We start from the raw sequence: 20,118 nt of genomic DNA, 5'->3' as shown, positions 1-20,118 counted from the left end.
GGAACCGCCCCCGGCACCACCCACCCTCCCGAAAGCCCACCCCCCAACCAACAGCCCCCCGCAGCGCCCCCCCCTTTGCCCCACCCCCCAACAAAGCGCAGGCTGGTCCCCGGAGGAACCCCCATGACCACCCTTGAGGAACAGATCGACATCGCCGCCCCCGTCCTCGCCACCTGGGAGCAACTGCACCGCGTCCACGACTACCCCCAGTTCGTCGACGGCGTCCGCAGCGCCCACCCCCACGGCCGGAACCTCGCCCACCTCGGAGTCCTGGTCGGCAGCACCGAACGGTCGGTGGACACCGAGATCACCGACCGCGGCCGGGGCCGGGTGATGGCCTGGCGGACCCTGGACTCCGTCCACCTGAGCGGCGCGTTCGCGCTGCTGCCGCTCGACCCCCGGCACACCCGGCTGCAGATCCGGGTGGAGTACGACCCGGAGGCCGTGCACCAGGAGTTCGGCGGCCCTCGCGGCTTCGCCCAGGCCGGGGCGATCGAGCGCGCGGTGCGCGGGGACCTCGAACACTTCCGGGACTTGCTGGAGGCCCGGGTGACCGCCGCCGACAGCCACCCCCGCACCACCCCCACCAACCCCCACACCACCCCCGCACCACCCCCACCGACCCCCACTCCGAACCCCACTCCGAACCCCACGCCAGCCCCCACTCCGAACCCCGCGACGCCCCATAAGAACCACATAAGCCCAGCTCAGCACGGGTCGTGAGGCTGTTCACAGCCCGCCGACGACAAGACCGTTCCGCCTTCAACCTGTGGCAGACTCGGATGCCATGGACATCGGCCCGGTCACCAGGACGCTCCGCGCGGCGGTCTTCGCCGCGCTGGTCGTGCTGCTCGCCGGGCTGGGCCAGGTGCTGGTCACCGGCCGGACGCTGCCGGTCGGCACGATGGGCCTGGCCGCGGCGGCCGTCTTCGCCCTCGCCCTCGCCCTGGCCGGCCGCGAACGCGGCTACCCGGCGGTCGCGGCGGCGTTCCTCCCGCTCCAGCTCGGCGTCAGCGCCCTGTTCGACCTGGCGCAGCGCTCCTGCCCCTCCCTGCCCGCCGACGCCGGGCAGGGCTTCCGCCCGCTGCTCTGCGGCGGCGGCTCGCTCGGCGGCTTCCTGCTCGGTCACGGCGTGTCCGAGCAGAGCGACGTCCTGCTGCTCCTGCTGCTGCACACGGCGATCGCACTGGCCGGCGCCTTCTGGCTGCGCCGCGCCGACGCCGCGCTGAGCGGCCTCACCCGGGCCCTCCAGGTGCTGGGCGAGTTCCTGCAGTCCCACCTGCCGGCCGCGGCCCGCTGGCTTCGGCTGCTGGCCGCGCCCGTCCCGGCCCGCCCGGTGGTCCGGGTGCCGTTCCCCCGGGCCAGCCGCGTGCTGGTCCCGGCCGAGGACGTGGTGGTGCGCCCAGCAGTCCGGCGCGGTCCGCCGGTGTTCGCCCTGGCCGTCTGAGCCCCTTCGCCCAGCGGTCGTCTCTCCGTCGCGCCGACCCGATACCGGTCGTGCCGCACTCCCGTACGCCCGAGAGCACAGGACGACACCCATGAGCAACACCCGCAAGACCGCCCCGAAGACCAACGCCACCGACCGCATGCGCGCCGCCCGCGCCCAGGCCGAGCGCTCCGACCGGATCCGCCGCCGGGTGGTGGTCGGCGCCGCCTCCGCCGCCGTCCTCGCCCTCGCGGCCGGTGTCGCCTTCGCCGTCGGCGGCCCCTCCGGTTCCTCCTCGGCCGCCGGGGCGAACGGCCCGCTGGTCGTCCCCGCCAACGCGGGCGGCACCGACGGCACCGTGATCAGCTACGGCAAGGCCGACGCGCCGCACACCCTGGAGATCTACGAGGACTTCCGCTGCCCGTTCTGCGAGCAGCTGGAGACCACCACCGGCAAGACCATCCAGCAGCTGGCCGACAACGGCACGTACAAGATCGAGTACCACCTGGCGACGTTCCTGGACAAGAACCTCGGCGGCAAGGGCTCGCGCACCGCGCTGGCCGCGGCCGGGGCCGCGCTGAACGAGGGCGTGGACAAGTTCAAGGCCTTCCACGACGTGCTGTACGCCAACCAGCCCGGCGAGCGCAGCGACGACTTCGGCGACGTCAACCACCTCCTGGACCTGGCCGGCCAGGTCCCCGGCCTGAAGACCGACGGCTTCGTCAAGGCCGTCCAGGACGGCACCTACGCCCCGTGGGCGGCCAAGGTGAACGAGCAGTTCGACAAGAGCGACGTCACCGGCACCCCGACCGTCAAGCTCGACGGCAAGAAGCTGGACGTGCTGACCAACGGCAAGGCCGCCTCCCCCGAGCAGTTCACCGCGATGGTCAAGCAGGTGACCGGGTGACCGTCCCCGCCCCCACCACCGAAACCCCAGCCACCGAAACCCCCACCGCGCGGACCTTCGGCGCGAGCCGCCCGTTCGCCTGGCTGCTGCTGATCGGCGGCGCGGTCGGCCTGTTCGCCTCGACGGTCCTCACCCTGGACAAGATCCGGCTGCTGAAGGACCCGTCGTACGTCCCCAGCTGCAACATCAATCCGATCATCAGCTGCGGTTCGATCATGCGCAGCGAGCAGGCGGAGGCCTTCGGCTTCCCCAACTCGCTGATCGGCCTGGTCGGTTTCGGGGTGGTGACGGCGATCGGCGCCGGGCTGCTCGCCGGGGCGGCGTACCGGCGCTGGTTCTGGCTCGGCCTGCAGGCCGGGACGGTCTTCGGGGTCGGCTTCGTGACCTGGCTGATGCACCAGGCGCTGTACCGGATCGGCGCGCTCTGCCCGTACTGCATGGTGGTGTGGGCCGCGATGATCCCGCTGTTCTGGTACACCACCCTGCACAACCTGCGCTCCGGGGTGATCCCGGTCGGCCCGAGGACGCGGACGGTGGTGCGGGAGGCCGTGCGCTACCACTGGGTCGTCCCGGCGCTCTGGTACGCGGTGATCGCGCTGCTGGTGCTCAACCGGTTCTGGTACTACTGGAGCACCTTGCTCTGATCCCCGTCCGCCGCCCCCTCCCCACCACCCCCAGCCGAGGGGGCGGCGAACCCTCCCCCTGACGAGGCCGCCATGCGACGCAAGATCGTCCTCTTCTCCAACGTCTCCCTGGACGGCTACTTCGAGGGCCCGGACCACGACCTCGGCTGGCACCGGGTCGACGACGAGGTGCACACCCACTTCAACCGCGTACTCGCCCGGATGGGTGGTTTCGTCTCCGGCCGGCGCACCCACGAGCTGATGGCCTCGTTCTGGCCCACCGCCGACCGGGACCCGGCCGCCGACGGCCCGATGAAGGAGTTCGCGGGCATCTGGCGGGCGATGCCGAAGACCGTCTTCTCCCGAACCCTCGACCACGCCGGCTGGAACACCACCGTCGTCCGCGAGGTCACCCCCGAGACCGTGGCCGCCCTCACCGCCGGCCCCGGCGGGGACCTCTCCCTCGGCGGCGCCGATCTGGCCGAGTCCTTCCTGGCCCAAGACCTGATCGACGAGTTCCGGATCTACGTCCACCCCGTCGTCCTCGGCCGCGGCACCCTGCTGTTCCGCCCCACCGAGCAGCCCGTCCCGCTCACCCTGCTGGAGACCCACCGCTTCACCAACGGCGTGACCCTGCTGCACTACGCCCGGGACCGCGACGCTACGTCGACACCCCGGTGAGCCGGGCGAACGCGGCGGTGCCCGAGCAGCCGACCAGGAAGCCCACCAGCACGCCGCCCCAGAAGTCCTCGACCGTGACGAAGGACGACGCCTCCGGCTTCCCCCTCCGACCACGGTCCCGCTCGATCCGTCGTGGGTTCGCCCGGATCCGTGCTCACTCCTCGGCCGTCTCGAACCTGAACCGCTCGACCTCGGCCAGGAGTTCGTCCCGGCGCCGTTCGTCGATGAAGGAGGCCCGGAAGGAGTTGGCGGCCAGCCGGCGCAGGGTCTCCTGGTCGAGGGCCAGGGCCTGCCGGACGGCCCGGAAGTTGTCCTCGACGTAGCCGCCGAAGTAGGCCGGGTCGTCGGAGTTGACGGTGACCAGCAGGCCGGCGTCCAGCATCTCGCGCAGCGGGTGGTCGGCGAGGGTGTCGATGCAGCGCAGCCGGACGTTGGAGAGCGGGCAGAGGGTGAGCGGGATCTGCTCACGGACCAGCCGGGCGACGAGTTCGCCGTCCTCCAGGCAGCGCAGCCCGTGGTCGATCCGCTCGACGCCGAGGACGTCCAGTGCCTCGGTGACGTACGAGGCCGGGCCCTCCTCGCCCGCGTGGGCGACCCGGCGCAGCCCGGCCTCGGCGGCCCGGCGGTAGACCTCGCGGAACTTCGCGGGCGGGTTTCCGACCTCGGCGGAGTCCAGGCCGATGCCGGCGATCCGGTCGAAGTACGGGCGGGCGGCCTCGAAGGTGTCCAGCGCGGACTCGGCGGACTCGTCGCGCAGGAAGCACATGATCAGCTGGGTACTGATGCCGTACCGCTCCTCGCTGCGCGACAGCGCCCGGGTCAGGCCGTCCACCACCACGCCGAGCGGCACCCCGCGCGCGGTGTGCGCCTGGGGGTCGAAGAAGATCTCCGCGTGCCGCACGCCCTGTTCGGCGGCCCGGGCCAGGTAGGCGTCCGCGAGGTCGGCGAAGTCCTGCTCGGTGCGCAGCACGGCCATCAGCGCGTAGTAGAGGTCGAGGAAGGACTGCAGGTCGCTGAAGGAGTACGCCTTCCGCAGTGCCTCGGTGTCGGCGTACGGCAGCGTGACGGAGTTGCGGGCGGCGAGGGCGAAGGCGAGCTCGGGTTCGAGGGTGCCTTCGATGTGCAGGTGGAGTTCGGCCTTGGGAAGCGGCATGGGCGATCTGTCCGAGCTGTCGGGGAACGGGATGGAAGGAACGGAATTCATCCTACGATCTTCCCGATCTTCGGGGGCGCCGAGGGCAGATCCCGCAGGGTGCGCAGTGGCGAGAACAGCGGCAGCGTGCCGGCCAGTACCAGCAGGCCGGTCATCACCCACATGGTGGTCCGCAGCCCGATCGCCGCGCCCAGCGCGCCGCCGGCCAGGGCGCCGAGCGGGATGGTGGCGTGGACGGCGAACATCGAGCCCGCCGCCACCCGGGTGAGCAGCGCGGGCGGGGTGTAGGACTGCCGGAAGCTGCCGAGCACCACGTTGCAGAGCACCACCGCCGCGACCACCCCGAGCGCGCCGACCACGTACAGCGCCGTGCCGAGCCCCGGGGCGGCCAGCGGCATCAGCAGCCCGAGCGGTACCGCGGTGAGCAACACGATCCGCACCGCGCGGGCCGTGCCCAGCCGGCGGCACAGCGGTCGGGCCGCGGACGCGCCGAGCACCCCGCCGGCCGCGGCGGCGGAGGCGAGCGCGCCGACCCAACCGGGCGCGATCCCGGCCTCCCGGACCAGGAACAGCACCAGGATCGACTGGTAGCCCATGAGCGCGAAGTTCGCCGCCGCACCGAAGCACAGGAAGGCCCGCAGGTAGGGGTCACGCAGCAGGAAGGACAGCCCCTCCCGGACCTGTCCGAGCAGGCCCGCCCGCTCGGGGGCCACCGGCTGCGGCCGGGAGCGGATCCGCAGCAGGGTGCCGGCCGCGATCAGGAAGCTCACCGCGTCGATGAGCAACCCGGCTGCCGCGCCGAGCAGTTGGACGGTGAGCCCGGCCAGTCCGCGGCCGGCCACCTCGGCCGCCGAGCCGCTGCCCTCCAGCTTGGCGTTGCCCTCGATCAGGTGCTCCGGCGCCACCAGTTCGGGCAGGTAGGCCTGTTCGGCCGCGCCGGAGAACACCGCCGAGACCCCGCTGAGGAAGGCCACGGCCAGCAGCTGCGCCAGGGTGAGCACCCCGAGCCGGCCCGCCACCGGCACGCTGGCGAACAGCGCGGCGGAGCCGAGGTTGCAGCCGATCATCACGGCCCGCCGGGGCGCCCGCCCCACCCACACCCCGGCGGGCAGGCCGAACAGCAGCCAGGGCAGCCAGACCGCGCTGGTCAGCAGGCCGGTGGCGAGCGGCCCGGCGTCCAGGGTGAGCACCGCGACCAGCGGCAGCGCGACGGTGGTCACGCTGCTGCCCAGCCGACTGACGGTCCGCCCGGCCCATAGCAGGCGGAAGTCCCGTTGGGCGAACAGGCCCCAGCGGGACCGGACTTCGGGCGCGCCGGGCGGGGCGACGACGGCGGTCACGGCCGCGCCGGGACGCTGTGGGCGAAGGCCAGGACGGTCTCGCGCTCCCGCCCGTCCTGGGGCACCGGCCGCTGCGCCCACTGCTGGATCACCGCGTGCAGGTCGGCCGCCAGCTCCCGGGCCTCCGCCGGGGTGAGCCGCAGCCAGGTCTGGGTGGCCACCGAGCAGCCGTCCCGCCAGTCCGGCGGGTAGCCGCCGCGCCGCACCGCCCACTCGCGGACCAGCTCGACCTGGCGTTCCAGCAGGATCGACCCGGCCGCGTCGGCGACCGCCTCGGTGACCGGGTCCCCGTCGAAGTCGGCCCTGGTCCAGCTGAGTTCGCGGTCGGTCCGCCGCCACCACCGCTCGCGCCGGTCCCGGGCGAACTCGGGCGCCTCCTCGATCAGTCCGCTCTCGGCCAGTACCTTCAGGTGGTGGCTGACGTTGCCGACCGCCTGCTCGGTGCGCTCGGCCAGCCGTCCGACGGTGGCGGGGCCGTCGACCTTGAGCAGGTCGATCAGCCGGCGGCGCAGCGGGTGGGTGAGGGCGGCGAGCACCCGGGAGTCCTGGATCTCCCGGGCGCCGCGCGATCGGTCCGTGGTGTCGTCCATGCCCCGGAGAATATCCACAAGAACTCTTGTACGACATCTCTTTTACAACACCCCTTGTGCACTGGGTCCGACGAGAACGGGTGCACCGGCGCCGGGCACCCGACACTGGAGGAGGGGCCCGCGCCGAGGAGGTACCGAGATGCGCCACGTCAACGACCCGCACATCCGGCCCGGGGGCGTCTCTCCGCACGCCCTGGGCAACGACACCCTGCTGCACGAACTGGAGCAGCTGCACCGCACCCGCCACGAGACCTTCCTGTACGGCTCGGAGGAGGCGCTGAACCGGCACACGCTGCGCACCGGCGAGCTGGAGGCCGAGTACCTGCACCGCTTCCCCCTCCGGCAGGTGACCGCCGCCCGGACCAGGGCCGGAGCCCGGGCCCGGGAGGCGGCGGCCCGGGTGGAGTCGCTGCCCGAGTGAGGGGCGCCGCCGCCCGGCGGGACACGCCGGGCAGCGGTGGCGCGCCCGGGGGCGGGCCGTCGGGGAGGGTGTGAGGGCAGACGCACCGGACCCGAACCCGCCACTGGGAGCCCCGCATGCCCATCGCCAGCGTCAACCCCGCGACCGGCGAGATCATCCAGACCTTCGAACCCCTCGACGCGGCCGGCGTCGAGCGGCGGCTGGCCCGCGCCGAGGCCGCCTTCCACGGCTACCGCAGCACCCCTTTCGCCGCCCGCGCCGAACTGATGCACCGCGCCGCCGACCTCCTGGACCGGGACCCGGAACCGCTCGCCCGCACCATGACCGAGGAGATGGGCAAGCCGCTCGCCGCCGCCCGGGCCGAGGCCGCCAAGTGCGTCAAGGCGATGCGCTGGTACGCCGACCACGCGGAGGCGCTGCTCGCCGACGAGCACCCGGCCCCGGCCGACGTGGCCGACAGCGGGGCCGCCCGCGCGTACGTCCGCTACCGCCCGCTCGGCCCGGTGCTCGCCGTGATGCCGTGGAACTTCCCGTTCTGGCAGGTGATCCGGTTCGCCGCGCCGGCCCTGATGGCCGGCAACACGGGCTTGCTCAAGCACGCCTCCAACGTGCCGCGGACCGCGCTCGCGATCGAGGAGCTGTTCCGGCGGGCCGGCTTCCCCGAGGGCTGCTTCCAGACCCTGCTGATCGGCTCGGGCGCGGTCGAGGGCGTGATCCGGGACCGCCGGGTCGCCGCCGTCACCCTCACCGGCAGCGAGCCGGCCGGGCGGGCGGTCGCGGCCACCGCCGCGGACGAGGTGAAGAAGGCGGTGCTGGAGCTGGGCGGCAGCGACCCGTACGTGGTGCTGCCGAGCGCCGACCTGGACGCCGCGGTGGCCACCGCCGTCCGGGCCCGGGTGCAGAACAACGGCCAGTCCTGCATCGCCGCCAAGCGCTTCATCGTGCACACCGACGTCTACGACCGCTTCACCGCCGCCTTCACCGAGGCGATGCGCGCGCTGCGGATCGGCGACCCGATGGACGAGACCACCGACGTCGGCCCGCTGGCCAGCCGCCAGGGCCGGGACGACCTGGAGGAGCTGGTCGAGGACGCCCGCACCCACGGCGCCCGGGTCGAGTGCGGCGGCAACCGCCCGATGGGCTGGGACACCGGCTGGTTCTACGAGCCGACCGTCCTGACCGGCGTCACCCCGGCGATGCGGATCCACCAGGAGGAGGCCTTCGGCCCGGTCGCCACCGTCTACCGGGTCGCCGACCTGGACGAGGCGGTGGCGCTGGCCAACGACACCCCGTTCGGGCTCAGCTCCAACGTCTGGACCACCGACCAGGACGAGCAGGAGCGCTTCGTCCGCGACATCCAGGCCGGCGGGGTGTTCTTCAACGGGATGACCGCCTCCCACCCCGCGCTGCCCTTCGGCGGGGTCAAGCGCTCGGGCTTCGGGCGGGAGCTGTCCGGGCACGGCATCCGGGAGTTCTGCAACGTCACCACGGTGTGGATCGGCTGAGTACGCCCGGAGCCGCGTGCCGCCCGGCCGAACCGTCAGGCCGCCATCCGGTGCCTGCCCCGGCCGGGCGTCGCCCAGCGGGCGACCATGCCGACCAGTGCGATGAAGGTCAGGAGCCAGAAGAAGGCCATCAGCCCGATCATCGGGTCCCACTCCGTCTGGACCTCGACCATGAGCAGGCCGATCGAGAGCGCGACCATGAAGGTCACGACGGTGGGACTGAGGCTGAGCAGCCAGTGCCAGGCCCGGTAGCCCCAGCTCCGGTCCTTCGGGGCGTCGGGGCCGCTGTCGAGCTCCTTGTAGGTGAGCAGGTCCATCGGGATCTCCTGCGGTCGTCGGGGGGCTCCCCGGCCCGCGCGGTCAGGAGGCCTTGCGCGGAGCCGTGGACTTAGGGGTGGTGGTCTTCTTCGCGGCGGCGGCCTTCCCGGCCGCCCCGGCGGCGGTCTTCTTCGCGGCGGTCTTCTTCGCGGCGGTCTTCTTGGCGGCGGCGCGCTTGCGGGGCGCGGGCTTCCCGCCCTCCGCCTTCTCCGGCTCTTCCGGCTCTTCCGGCTCTTCCGGCTCTTCCGGCTCTTCCGGCGCCGCCGGTGCCCGCCCGCCCTTGGCCTGCCTGAGGCTGCTGCGCAGCGCCTCCATCAGGTCGATCACGTTGTCCGGAGCCTCGCCGGCCTCCTCCTCGTGCGGCAGCTCGACGCCCTCCAGCCGGGCGGTGATCACCTGTTGGAGCGCCTGCTGGTAGTCGTCGTGCAGCTGGGCGAGGTCGAAGTCCTCGGAGAGGGTGTCCATCAGCGAGCGCGCCATCTTGAGCTCCTGCGGCCGCACCGTGACGTCCTCCTCGGGCGCGATCCCGGCCGCCGGGCGGACCTCGTCGGGCCAGATGCAGGTCTGGAGGACGAGCGTCCCGTCGTGCACCCGCAGCACCGCGGGCGACTCCCGGGTGCGCAGCGCGATCTTGGTGACCGCGATCTGCCCGGACTCCACCAGCGCGTCGCGCAGCAGCGCGTACGGCTTGGCGGCCGCCTTGTCGGCGACGCCCACGTAGTAGGCCTTGGAGAACATCAGCGGGTCGATCTCGCCGGCGTCCACGAAGGCCAGCACGTCGATGACCTTCTTGCTGGGCAGCGGCAGGTCGGCGAGGTCATCGTCGCTGAGCGTGACCGTCCGGCCGTCGGGCGACTCGTAGCCCTTGGCGATCTCCGCGTACGGGACCTCCTTCTCCTCCCGCTCGCAGTACCGCTTCATCCGCACCCGGCCACCGTCCTTGGCGTGCACCTGGTGCAGCGGGACGTCGTGCTCCTGGGTCGCGGAGTAGAGGTGGACGGGGATGCTGACCAGCCCGAAGCTGATCGTCCCCTTCCAGGTGGTCTGCATGTCTCCCACTGTGCGCGCGTTCGCCCGGATCGGCCACAGCGCGGGGCTCCGGGTGCGGGGCCGCCGGCCGCGGGCGGGGAGTCCGGGCCTCCGCACGGCCTGGCGGGTTCCCGCCATGGTGACGATGCGTCAGATTTGAGCCTTTCCCGCCACTTTTCCACCAGCTCTGACCTGGCCTTTTGTGTCCGGTGAGCGAACAGTTACCAAACAGCTGTTCCGATACTCAGGCGTAGAAAGTAGGTTGCACCGCAATGCGCGGGTCTGTCCCCCCACCCTCCGGCGCGACGAGCCGAGGGTCATGCCGCGCGGGAAAGAACAGAGGACACCCTCCATGAGTGCGGACACCACCAAGCAGGCGGCGGACACCACCCAGGTCCCCCACCAGCTCGGCCCGGTCGGACACGGCGGCGACGGCCACCTGAAGGCCGGGCTCAAGAACCGGCACCTGTCGATGATCGCCATCGGCGGTGTGATCGGCGCGGGCCTGTTCGTCGGCTCCGGCGCGGGCATCGCCACCACCGGTCCAGGCATCCTGCTCTCCTACACCCTGGCCGGCGTGCTGGTGGTGCTGGTGATGCGGATGCTCGGCGAGATGGCGGCGGCCGACCCGCAGAGCGGCTCGTTCTCGGCGTACGCGGACCGCGCGCTGGGCCGCTGGGCCGGATTCAGCATCGGCTGGCTGTACTGGTTCTTCTGGGTCGTGGTGCTCGCGGTCGAGGCGACGGCCGGCGCCAAGATCCTCCACAACTGGGTACCCGGCGTCCCGCAGTGGGGCTGGGCACTGATCGTGATGGCGGTGCTGACCGCCACCAACCTCTTCTCGGTGTCCTCGTACGGCGAGTTCGAGTTCTGGTTCGCCGGGATCAAGGTGGTCGCGATCGCGGCGTTCCTGGTGATCGGCGCCCTCGCCGTCTTCGGCGTGCTGCCGAACACCCACGCGGTCGGCCTCAGCAACCTGACCGGCCACGGCGGCTTCCTGCCGCACGGCGTGGGCGCGGTGTTCACCGGCATGCTGACCGTCGTCTTCGCCTTCATGGGCAGCGAGATCGTCACGCTCGCCGCCGGCGAGTCGGAGGACCCGCAGAAGGCTGTCACCAAGGCCACCAACAGCGTGATCTGGCGGATCGGCGTCTTCTACCTGGGCTCGATCCTGCTCGTGGTCACCCTGCTGCCCTGGGACTCGGCCGAGGTCAAGGCCAGCCCGTACGTGGCGGTCCTGAACCACGTGGGAATCCCGCACGCGGGCCAGGTGATGGACGTGATCGTGCTGACGGCCGTGCTGTCCTGCCTCAACTCCGGGATGTACACCGCCTCCCGGATGGCTTTCTCGCTCGGTCAGCGCGGCGACGCGCCGAAGGCCTTCGCCACCGTGACCTCGCGCGGCGTGCCGCGGGTGGCCATCCTGTCCTCGGTGGTCTTCGGCTTCATCGCCGTCTTCCTCAACTACTACTCGCCGGACACCATCTTCGCCTTCCTGCTCAACTCCTCCGGCGCGGTCGCACTGTTCGTCTGGCTGGTGATCTGCGCGACCCAGCTGCGGATGCGCCGGATCATCGAGCGGGAGACGCCCGAGCGCCTGACCGTGCGGATGTGGCTTTTCCCGTACCTGACCTGGACCGCGATGGGCATGATCGGGTTCGTGATGGCGTACATGTTCACCACCGAGGACGGCCGCAAGCAGATGTACCTCTCGCTGGTCGCCGCAGCGATCGTGCTCGGCGCCTCGGCCGTGGTGGGCCGACGGCGGCGGGCCGCGGCGGCGGTGGGCTCCTGACCCGTCCGCGCCGCGCTTGAACGCCGGGCCCGGGAGCCGTTGCGGAGGCCCCCGGGCCCGGTCCCGTTCCCACCCGGTGCCGTCCCCACCCCGCCCCGTTCCCCGCCCGGCGCCATTCCCCGCCCGGCGCCGTTCCCTCCCGGTCCGCCCCCGTCCACCGGGCCGCCATCGGCCGGTCACGCTGTGTCGATGTCGGCGCCGCGCCCGTGTGAGCCCGCCCACAGGGGGTTTCGCATCTACGGTCCTGGATAGTTGTCACGGTCGGCGCACCCGGCGCCCGGTACCGGCCGCCGCCCGCCGGCCGCCCACCCTCAGGCCGGGCCCGGCCTGAAGAACCCAGGCCATCGAGCCTCCAGGCCTCATCTTCCGCCGACGCCGCCCACCCCTGACCCTCGGACACCAAAAGCGGACAAACCTCCCCAAAGCCATCGGCGTGTCCGGCCGCACCCGCCCCTCAGCCACTACGCGGCGTAGTAGCGAGCGCCTTTGCCACCCGTCCCCGGCCCTGCCAAGAATGGCCCGTCGCCAGGCAGCGCCGGCCGGCCCCGTCCGCCGTGCGCAGCCCGCCCGCCCCGCCGTTCTCCGCCGGGGCGCCACGGCCGTCCCGGACGGCCGCGCGGGCCCCGCTCACCCGGAGCCCGTGCGATGCCCCGCGCCCGGTGCCCCCGGCACGGCCCCCGACGGAAAAGGATCGACCGCTCCATGCAGCTCAGCCATGCCCGCCGCAACTCCCTGATCACCGGCATCGCCACCCTCGTGGTCGCGAGCGCCGCCACCGCCGCGCTCGCCCTCCCGCAGGGCGGGACCTCCACCGAGGCCGCCGCCCCCGCGGCCGCCGTCACGGTGGACGGCAAGCCGGTGGCCGACCAGGTGCAGGCCGACGCCGCTGCCGCTGCCCAGAAGGCCGCCCAGGACGCTCAGGACGCCCAGGCGGCCCAGGCGGCCCAGGCGAAGGCCGAGGCGGACGCCAAGGCCCAGGCCCAGGCCGAGGCCGACGCGCAGGCCCAGGCGGACGCCAAGGCCCAGGCCGACGCCAAGGCCCAGGCCGACGCCGCCGCCTCCCGCTCCCAGCAGCGCCAGGCCCTCGCCGCCCCCTCCGGCACCCCGCAGCAGATCGCCGCGCAGATCGTGCCGGCCGGCCAGCTGCAGTGCTTCAGCAACATCGTGTCCCGCGAGAGCAGCTGGAACCCGATGGCCGTCAACGCCTCCTCCGGCGCCTACGGCCTGGTCCAGGCGCTGCCGGGCTCCAAGATGGCCTCGGCGGGCTCGGACTGGAAGACCAACCCGGCCACCCAGATCAAGTGGGGCCTGGACTACATGAACTCCCGCTACGGCAGCCCCTGCGGCGCCTGGGCGTTCTGGCAGAGCCACCACTGGTACTGAGCCGGCCTCCGGCCGAGCCGCCCTCCGTACACGCCCCGAGGCCCGCGACGCACTCCGCGTCGCGGGCCTCGGGGCGTCGTCGCCTGACGTGGACGCGCCCGGAAGGCGGCGTGAAGATATGGCGTACGCTCGTACGATTTGCCGCTAATTGCTCGTAATTACGCGCCGTCAGCACTTTGCCACGGTTCGCGGGCCCTTTTACGCTCCGGCGTCATGGCCTCACCCCTGATCAGCGTCGTGCTCCCCGCCTACGACCAGCACGGACAGCTCGCCGACTGCCTGGACTCGCTGCTCGCCCAGACCCTGGCGGACGTCGAGGTGATCGTGGTCGCCGACCGCTCCCCCGGAACCCCGGGCGGGCTCGCCGACGCGTACGCGGGGCAGCACCCGCGGGTGTCCGCGCTGCACCTGAACGCGTCGGTCGGGGTCGGGGTGAGCCGGAACGCGGGTGCGGCGCGGGCCAGCGGCGAGTACCTGCTGTTCCTGGACGCCGACCACCTGCTGCCCCGGGACGCCCTCCAGACGCTCGCCGACCGGCTCCAGCAGACCGGCCCGGTCGACGTCCTCCTGTTCGGCCACTCCCGCCGCCACAACGACCGCGACTGGCCGGGCGGCGCCGAGGCCCTGCTCGCCGAGGTCGGCCCCGAGCCCTTCGCCCCCTTCGACCGGCCCGAGCTGTTCGGCGCTCCGCCGCTGATCTGGGACCGGCTGATCCGCCGCAGCCACTGGGAGGAACTCGGGCTCGCCTTCCCCGACGGCCGCTACGAGGAGATCCCGGTCGTCCACGCGGCCCTGCTCGGCGCCCGCAAGGCCGCCGTGCTGCCGCGCGAGTGCGTCCAGCTGCGCCGCCGGGAGACCGTCCACCCGGCCAGCGGCCCGGGCAGCAGCGTCTTCGACCTCTTCGACCAGTACGAGCGCAGCTTCGCCCTGCTGGAGGAGCAGCCCCACCTCTACGCGGTGCGCGACGCCCTGTTCGTCCGGATGATCCGGCACTACCTCTTCGTGTTCGACCTCGCCGGCTGCGTCACCCGCGCCGAGCGCCCCCAGTTCTTCCACCGCGCCGCCGAACACCACCGCCGCTTCCAGCCCCCGGGCCACCGCAAGCCCACCGGCCGCGAGGGCATCAAGTTCTCCCTCCTGGCCGGCGGCGCCTACCCGGCCTTCGAGGTCGCCAAGCTCTCCCACATCGCCCGCGGCACCCTCACCGGCCGGAAGTAGCCCCCAGCCGGGTGAGCCGGGCGTCGTGCCCGGCGGCCGGGCGGCGGGGTGGCTGCCATCATCGGCGGAGTCCACTCCCTGGGAGGCCCTGGTGAGCCGTCCGTCCGCCGTTCCCGGCGCCGAACTGGCCCGTGAGCTGGCCGCCGTGCTGCGCGGCGAGGTGCGGTTCGGCGCCGCCGAGCGCACGGTGTACGGCCATGACGCCTCCAACTACCGGCAACTGCCGCTCGGCGTGGTCAAGCCCGCCGACCCGGACGACGTGCGCACCGCGCTGGCTCTGTGCCGACAGTACGGCGTGCCGGTGGTGGCGCGCGGGGCCGGGACGAGCGTCGGCGGGCAGGCGATCGGGCCGGGCGCGGTGGTGCTGGACTTCCGCCGCCACCTCGGCGCGGTGCTGGCGGTCGACCCCGGGGCCCGCACCGCGCGCGTCCAGCCCGGCACCGTGCTGGACGACCTCCAGCGCGCCGCCGCGCCGTACGGGCTGCGCTTCGGCCCCGACCCGTCCACCCACAGCCGCTGCACCCTCGGCGGCATGATCGGCAACGACGCCTGCGGCGCCCGCTCGCTCGCCTGGGGGCGCACCTCCGACAACGTGGAGCAGTTGGAGCTGCTGCTCGCCGACGGCACCGAGCTGACCGTCGGCGGCCCGCTCACCCCCGCCGAGCGCGCGGCGCTGCCGGACGCACCCGGCCGGGTCGGGCAGCTGCACCGCGAGCTCCAGGACTTCACCGACCGCAACCTCGCCACCATCCGGCAGGGCATGCCGCAACTGCCCCGCCGCACCTCCGGCTACCCGCTGGACGCCCTGCTGCCCGAGCGCGGCCACCACCTCGCCCGGGCCCTGACCGGCACCGAGGGCACCTGCGCATTGCTGCTGGGCGCCACCGTCCGCCTGGTCCATGCCCCCGCGGCCCGCGCCCTGGTGGTGGCCGGCTACCCCGACGAGGGCGCCGCCGCCGATGCCGTCCCCGCACTGCTGCCGTACGGCCCGCTGACCGCCGAGGGCATGGCCGCCGACCTGATCGCCGCGTTGCTCGCGACCGGCCCGCGCCCGCCCGCCCTGGACCGGCTGCCGGCCGGCGAGTGCTGGCTGTTCCTGGAGACCGGCGGCGCCAACGCCCTGGAGGCCTACCAGGGCGCCCGCCGGCTCGCCGACGCGGTGCGCCGCGAGCGCACCGCCACCGTCTCCCTGGTCACCGACCCGGCCGAGCAGCGCCAGCTGTGGGCCGTGCGGGAGGCGGGCGCCGGAATCGTCACCCGGCTGCCCGGGGGCGGCGAGGCCTGGCCCGGCTGGGAGGACTCCGCCGTCCCGCCCGAGCGCCTCGGCGACTACCTGCGCGGACTGCGCGCCCTGCTGCGCCGACACGGACTGCACGGCGTCCCGTACGGGCACTTCGGCGACGGCTGCGTGCACCTGCGGATCGACTTCCCGCTGGACGATCCGCAACGGCTGCCGCTGTTCCGGGAGTTCCTGGAGCAGGCGGCCGATCTGGCGGTCTCCTACGGCGGTTCGCTCTCCGGCGAGCACGGCGACGGACAGGCCCGCGGCGAGCTGCTGCCGCGCCTGTACCCGCCCGAAGTCATCGCCCTGTTCGGCGAGTTCAAGCGGATCTGGGACCCGGAGCACCTGCTCAACCCGGGCGTACTGGTCGACCCGCGCCCGCTCGACGCCGACCTGCGCTTCGTCACCGCCCCGCGCCGCCCGCTGCCGCTGGCCCTGCCGTACGAGCAGGACGGCGGCAGCCTCGCCCGGGCGGTGCACCGCTGCGTGGGCGTCGCCAAGTGCGTGGACCCGACCACCGGAGTGATGTGCCCCAGTTACATGGCCACCGGCGAGGAGCGGCACTCCACCCGGGGCCGGGCCCGGCTGCTCGCCGAGATGCTGCGCGGCGACGCCGTCCCGGACGGCTGGCGCTCGGCGGAGGTGCGGGAGGCACTGGACCTCTGCCTGAGCTGCAAGGGCTGCGCGAGCGACTGCCCGGTGCACGTCGACATGGCGACCTACAAGACCGAGTTCCTGTACCAGCACTACCGGCACCGCCCGCGCCCGCTCGCCCACTACTCGATGGGCTGGCTGCCGGTGTGGCTGCGGGCCGTCGAGCGGGCACCCGCCGCGGCCAACGCGCTGGTCCGCTCCCCGGCCGGTGCCCTGCTCAAGCGGCTCGGCGGGATCGACCGGCGGCGGGTGCTGCCGGTCTTCCCGCCCGAGACCTTCACCCGCTGGTACCGGCGGCGGCGCCCGGAGCACCCCGCCCCGGCGGGCGCCCGGCCGGTGCTGCTGTGGCCGGACACCTTCTCGAACCACCTCCAGCCGAACGTGCTGCGCTCGGCCGTCGAGGTGCTGGAACACCTGGGCTTCGACGTCCGGCTGCCGGACGGCCCGGTGTGCTGCGGTCTCACCTGGTACTCCACCGGCCAACTCGGCACTGCCCGGAGGGTGTTGCGGCGCAGCCTGGGCGCACTGGCGGCCGCCGGTCTCCCGGCCGGCACCCCCGTGGTCGGCCTGGACCCCAGCTGCACCGCCACCCTGCGCGAGGACCTCCCCCGACTGCTCGGCGCGGACGGCCGCCCGCTCTCCGAACGGACCCGCACCTTCGCCGAGTTCATCGACGAGTACGCCCCGGACGCCCCGCTCCCCCGGGTCCGGCTGGAGGCCGTCACCCAGACCCACTGCCACCAGCACGCGGTGCTCGGCAGCGCCGCCGACCGCCGGGTCGAGGCCCGACTCGGCCTGCACAACCGGGTGCTGGACTCCGGCTGCTGCGGGCTGGCGGGCAACTTCGGCTTCGAGCAGGGACACTTCGAGGTATCCGAGGCGATCGCCGAACGGGTGCTGCTGCCCGAGCTACGGGCGGCCGACCCGGACACCGTGGTGCTGGCGGACGGCTTCAGCTGCCGCACCCAGATCGCCCAACTCGCGGACGGGCGCAGGGCCCTGCACCTGGCGGAGCTGATCGCCCGGGAGCTGCGCCGGTAGCGCTCAGGAACGGACGGTGAGGAAGGCCCCGCGACCTCCGCGACCTCCGTGCCCACCGGCCGGGGCGCCGGATCGCCTTCCTCGACGGCACCCTCACCGCCGCCGAGGGACCCGAGGAGCCCGCCACCCGGGCCGGCTCCGTCCACACCCCGGGCCGACCACACCCCGGGCCGACCCGCCCGGGACCGGCTCCCGGCCGGGCCGAACCGGCGCCGCCCGTCCCGGTCAGCCCTGCAGGGCCTCCTTCTTCGGTGCCTCCTCCGCGCAGACCGCCGACACGAACTCCGCGACCCGTGCCTGCGGCATCCCGCGCGCGATGTCGGCCTCGCTGATCATGCCGACCAGCTTGTGCTCCGGATGGTTGATCACCGGCAGCCGGCGCACCTGGTACTGCTCCATCACCCGCAGCACCTGCTCGCAGTCCTCGTCCGCCTCCACCGTCATCGGCCGCCCCTGGGCCAGTTCACCCGCCGTCACCGCGGCCGGGTCGCGCCCCTCCGCGACGCAGCGCAGCACGATGTCGCGGTCGGTCACGATGCCCAACAGCTTGTCGCTCTCCCCGCAGATGGGCAGTGCGCCCACGTTCCGTTCCCGCATGATCCGGGCGGCGGCGGCGAGCGTCTCGTGCTCGCGGATGCACTCCGCCCCCGGGTGCATGATGTCGCTGGCGATGGTCATGGTCCGCCTCCTGACCTGGCTTCCAGCCCCCCGTCCATCCTGGTCCGACCGGGTGGCCCACGCCACCGGGCACCGCGCCCGGCCGCCCCGGGCCCGCTCAGGCCGTCGTCCCGGGCTCGCCGTGCTCCGCCGCCTGCTGCCGGCCGTCCGGCTCCACCGGGCGCTCCTCCAGGTCCGGGCGCTCCTCCAGGTCCGTAGGCTCCCCCAGGTCCGTGGGCTCCACCGGCGATCTGGTCAACACTTCTTCCAGCGGCGGGAGTTCGTGCCTGGGCACCTCACGGTTGACCTCGGCCTCCGACACCTCGCCGCTCTCCACCGCCTGTTCCGCCGACTTCGCGGCCGCGGCCACCGCCGCGGCGGCCAGCAGATCCCGCTGCTGGGACTCCGTCGCGCTGTCCAGGAACCGCAGCAGCTCCACCGGGAACGGCAGCACCAGCGTCGAGTTCTTCTCCGCCGCCACCTCCACCACCGTCTGCAGCAAACGCAGTTGGAGCGCCGCCGGAGTCGCGCTCATTACCGCCGCCGCCTCCGACAACCGCTCCGAGGCCTGGTACTCGCCGTCCGCCGTGATGATCCGGGCCCGCCGCTCCCGCTCGGCCTCCGCCTGCCGCGCGATCGAGCGCTTCATCGACTCCGGCAGGGCGACGTCCTTGATCTCCACCCGGTCGATCTCGATGCCCCAGCCCAGCGCCGGGCTGTCGATCATCAACTCCAGCCCCTGATTGATCGGTTCGCGATTGGCCAGCAGGTCGTCCAGCTCGCTCTTGCCGATGATCGACCGCAGCGAGGTCTGCGCGACCTGGGAGATCGCGAAGTTGTAGTCCTGCACGTTGACGGTCGCCTTCACCGGGTCCTCTACCCGGAAGTAGACCACCGCGTCCACCCGTACGGTCACGTTGTCCCGGGTGATGCCCTCCTGCGCCGGGATCGGCATCGTCACGATCTGCACGTTCACCCGGCGCAGCCGGTCCGCGATCGGCATCAACGCGACCAGCCCGGGCTCCCGGACCTCCTCGCGCACCCGCCCGAAGCGGAACACCACGCCCTTCTGGAACTGCTGGACCACCCGGATGCTCAGCCCCGCCCAGACCGCCCCCAGCGCGACCAGCCCCCCGAGTGCCCCCAGCACCGCATCGACGATCATCGCGGCCTCCTCGCGGCCTCCGCGTTCACCGGCGCGCCCGACCACCCCCGGCCCGGCCGGGCCGGGGGCCACCGGAGCAACTCCTTCAACGCTACGCCTGCCCGAAGACCGCCGGGCCGGACCGGGACACACCCTAGGATCAGGCCATGCAGCCGGCCCCCGCCGATGACCCGAACCACCCCCGCCACCCCGCCGGGGCCGCCGCCCGCGCCACCGGGCTCACCGACCTCGACCGGGTCGTCACCCACTGCCGGGCCTGCCCCCGGCTGGTCTCCTGGCGCGAGGAGACCGCCCGCACCAAACGCCGCGCCTACCAGGACTGGGACTACTGGGCCCGCCCCATCCCCGGCTTCGGCCCGCCCGACGCCCCGCTCGTCCTGGTCGGCCTCGCCCCCGCCGCCCACGGCGCCAACCGCACCGGCCGGATCTTCACCGGCGACCCCTCCGGCGACCTCCTCTACGCCGCCCTCCACGACCTCGGGCTCACCAACCGCCCCGAGTCCGTCCGCCACGGCGACGGGCTCGAACTGTACGGCGTCCGGATCACCGACCCGGTCCGCTGCGCCCCGCCCGACAACAAGCCCAGCACGGTCGAACGCGACACCTGCCGCCCCTGGATCACCCGCGAACTCCAGCTGCTGCGCCCCACCGTACGGACGGTCGTCGCCCTCGGCGGCTTCGCCTGGCAGGCCGTGCTGCCGGTGATCGCCGACGCCGGCTGGACCGTCCCCCGCCCACGCCCCGCCTTCGGCCACGCCGCCCTGGCCACCCTCCCCGCCCGCGACGGCGGCCCCGACCTGCGCCTCTACGGCTGCTACCACGTGAGCCCGCGCAACACCAACACCGGTCGGCTGACCACCACGATGCTCCGCGACCTGCTGCGCGAGGCAGCCCGCTCGGCGGGGCTGAGCCCCCGGTAGGGCCACCCCG

At 73.5% G+C, this 20,118-nt stretch carries 19 protein-coding genes; 12 read left to right on the top strand and 7 right to left on the bottom strand.

The genetic code is table 11. From position 1 onward, the window contains the following. The first annotated feature begins 123 nt into the window (after nt 1–123). The 5 genes from ACFWIS_RS10975 to ACFWIS_RS10955 all read left to right on the top strand — a co-directional run bounded on the left by ACFWIS_RS10975 (nt 124) and on the right by ACFWIS_RS10955 (nt 3,637). Entirely contained in the window at nt 124–723 is a 600-nt protein-coding gene (locus ACFWIS_RS10975) for an SRPBCC family protein (protein ID WP_380463212.1), read from the top strand. A 64-nt stretch (nt 724–787) separates the two neighbouring features. Further along, entirely contained in the window at nt 788–1,447 is a 660-nt protein-coding gene (locus ACFWIS_RS10970) for a hypothetical protein (RefSeq protein ID WP_380463214.1), read from the top strand. A 91-nt stretch (nt 1,448–1,538) separates the two neighbouring features. Beyond that, on the top strand, nt 1,539–2,333 hold the full coding sequence (locus ACFWIS_RS10965; protein WP_380463217.1) for a thioredoxin domain-containing protein: 795 nt from the start codon (nt 1,539–1,541) through the stop codon (nt 2,331–2,333). Continuing rightward, nucleotides 2,330–2,977 carry a vitamin K epoxide reductase family protein gene (locus ACFWIS_RS10960; protein ID WP_380463219.1) on the top strand — a complete coding sequence of 216 codons (648 nt, stop codon included), beginning with the start codon at nt 2,330–2,332 and terminating at the stop codon, nt 2,975–2,977. The genes ACFWIS_RS10965 and ACFWIS_RS10960 overlap by 4 nt, the downstream gene beginning before the upstream one ends. 72 nt (nt 2,978–3,049) lie before the next feature. After that, the gene (locus ACFWIS_RS10955) at nt 3,050–3,637 is read left to right on the top strand and encodes a dihydrofolate reductase family protein (protein WP_380463221.1); all 588 of its coding nucleotides are present in this window, start codon (nt 3,050–3,052) and stop codon (nt 3,635–3,637) included. A 154-nt stretch (nt 3,638–3,791) separates the two neighbouring features. On the opposite strand, the gene ACFWIS_RS10950 is transcribed toward ACFWIS_RS10955, so the two are convergent. Genes ACFWIS_RS10950 through ACFWIS_RS10940 form a run of 3 tightly spaced genes read right to left on the bottom strand, consistent with a single transcriptional unit; the run spans nt 3,792 to nt 6,720 of the window. Then, nucleotides 3,792–4,790, bottom strand: coding sequence for an adenosine deaminase (locus tag ACFWIS_RS10950; protein WP_380463224.1), 999 nt, complete (start codon nt 4,788–4,790; stop codon nt 3,792–3,794). A 47-nt stretch (nt 4,791–4,837) separates the two neighbouring features. After that, nucleotides 4,838–6,130 (bottom strand): MFS transporter, encoded by a 1,293-nt coding sequence (locus tag ACFWIS_RS10945; RefSeq protein ID WP_380463226.1) that lies wholly within the window; start codon nt 6,128–6,130, stop codon nt 4,838–4,840. After that, a complete protein-coding gene (locus ACFWIS_RS10940; RefSeq protein ID WP_380463229.1) occupies nt 6,127–6,720 on the bottom strand; it encodes an ArsR/SmtB family transcription factor in 594 nt (197 codons plus the stop codon). The genes ACFWIS_RS10945 and ACFWIS_RS10940 overlap by 4 nt, the downstream gene beginning before the upstream one ends. A gap of 139 nt (nt 6,721–6,859) precedes the next feature. Here ACFWIS_RS10940 and ACFWIS_RS10935 point away from each other — a divergent pair, with 139 nt between their 5' ends. Both ACFWIS_RS10935 and ACFWIS_RS10930 read left to right on the top strand, forming a co-directional pair. Further along, on the top strand, nt 6,860–7,141 hold the full coding sequence (locus ACFWIS_RS10935; protein ID WP_380463231.1) for a DUF6158 family protein: 282 nt from the start codon (nt 6,860–6,862) through the stop codon (nt 7,139–7,141). 116 nt (nt 7,142–7,257) lie between these two features. Then, on the top strand, nt 7,258–8,646 hold the full coding sequence (locus ACFWIS_RS10930) for an NADP-dependent succinic semialdehyde dehydrogenase (protein ID WP_380463234.1): 1,389 nt from the start codon (nt 7,258–7,260) through the stop codon (nt 8,644–8,646). A gap of 35 nt (nt 8,647–8,681) precedes the next feature. Here the strand turns inward: ACFWIS_RS10930 and ACFWIS_RS10925 are convergent, their stop codons facing one another. Both ACFWIS_RS10925 and ACFWIS_RS10920 read right to left on the bottom strand, forming a co-directional pair. Next, on the bottom strand, nt 8,682–8,963 hold the full coding sequence (locus ACFWIS_RS10925; protein WP_380463236.1) for a hypothetical protein: 282 nt from the start codon (nt 8,961–8,963) through the stop codon (nt 8,682–8,684). A 43-nt stretch (nt 8,964–9,006) separates the two neighbouring features. Next, complete coding sequence (locus ACFWIS_RS10920; RefSeq protein WP_380463238.1) at nt 9,007–10,014, bottom strand: Ku protein; 1,008 nt, start codon at nt 10,012–10,014, stop codon at nt 9,007–9,009. 331 nt (nt 10,015–10,345) lie between these two features. Here ACFWIS_RS10920 and ACFWIS_RS10915 point away from each other — a divergent pair, with 331 nt between their 5' ends. The 4 genes from ACFWIS_RS10915 (at nt 10,346) to ACFWIS_RS10900 (ending at nt 17,366) form a co-directional block, all read left to right on the top strand. Continuing rightward, on the top strand, nt 10,346–11,788 hold the full coding sequence (locus ACFWIS_RS10915; RefSeq protein WP_380463241.1) for an amino acid permease: 1,443 nt from the start codon (nt 10,346–10,348) through the stop codon (nt 11,786–11,788). 702 nt (nt 11,789–12,490) lie between these two features. Further along, complete coding sequence (locus tag ACFWIS_RS10910) at nt 12,491–13,171, top strand: transglycosylase SLT domain-containing protein (RefSeq protein WP_380463243.1); 681 nt, start codon at nt 12,491–12,493, stop codon at nt 13,169–13,171. Between the two features lie 213 nt (nt 13,172–13,384). After that, on the top strand, nt 13,385–14,389 hold the full coding sequence (locus ACFWIS_RS10905; RefSeq protein ID WP_380463659.1) for a glycosyltransferase family 2 protein: 1,005 nt from the start codon (nt 13,385–13,387) through the stop codon (nt 14,387–14,389). Between the two features lie 91 nt (nt 14,390–14,480). Continuing rightward, a complete protein-coding gene (locus tag ACFWIS_RS10900; protein WP_380463661.1) occupies nt 14,481–17,366 on the top strand; it encodes an FAD-binding and (Fe-S)-binding domain-containing protein in 2,886 nt (961 codons plus the stop codon). Between the two features lie 225 nt (nt 17,367–17,591). On the opposite strand, the gene ACFWIS_RS10895 is transcribed toward ACFWIS_RS10900, so the two are convergent. After that, nucleotides 17,592–18,044: a CBS domain-containing protein gene (locus tag ACFWIS_RS10895; RefSeq protein ID WP_380463663.1), complete on the bottom strand. Its 453-nt coding sequence runs from the start codon at nt 18,042–18,044 to the stop codon at nt 17,592–17,594. 97 nt (nt 18,045–18,141) lie between these two features. Continuing rightward, the gene (locus ACFWIS_RS10890) at nt 18,142–19,188 is read right to left on the bottom strand and encodes a slipin family protein (protein WP_380463665.1); all 1,047 of its coding nucleotides are present in this window, start codon (nt 19,186–19,188) and stop codon (nt 18,142–18,144) included. 146 nt (nt 19,189–19,334) lie between these two features. On the opposite strand from ACFWIS_RS10890, the gene ACFWIS_RS10885 reads away from it, so the two are divergent. After that, a complete protein-coding gene (locus ACFWIS_RS10885) occupies nt 19,335–20,108 on the top strand; it encodes a uracil-DNA glycosylase (protein WP_380463667.1) in 774 nt (257 codons plus the stop codon). The last annotated feature ends 10 nt before the right edge of the window (nt 20,109–20,118 follow it).

This window comes from Kitasatospora sp. NPDC127060, assembly GCF_042724935.1.
Classification (GTDB): Bacteria; Actinomycetota; Actinomycetes; order Streptomycetales; family Streptomycetaceae; genus Kitasatospora.
This window is presented reverse-complemented; position numbering and strand designations above follow the sequence as displayed.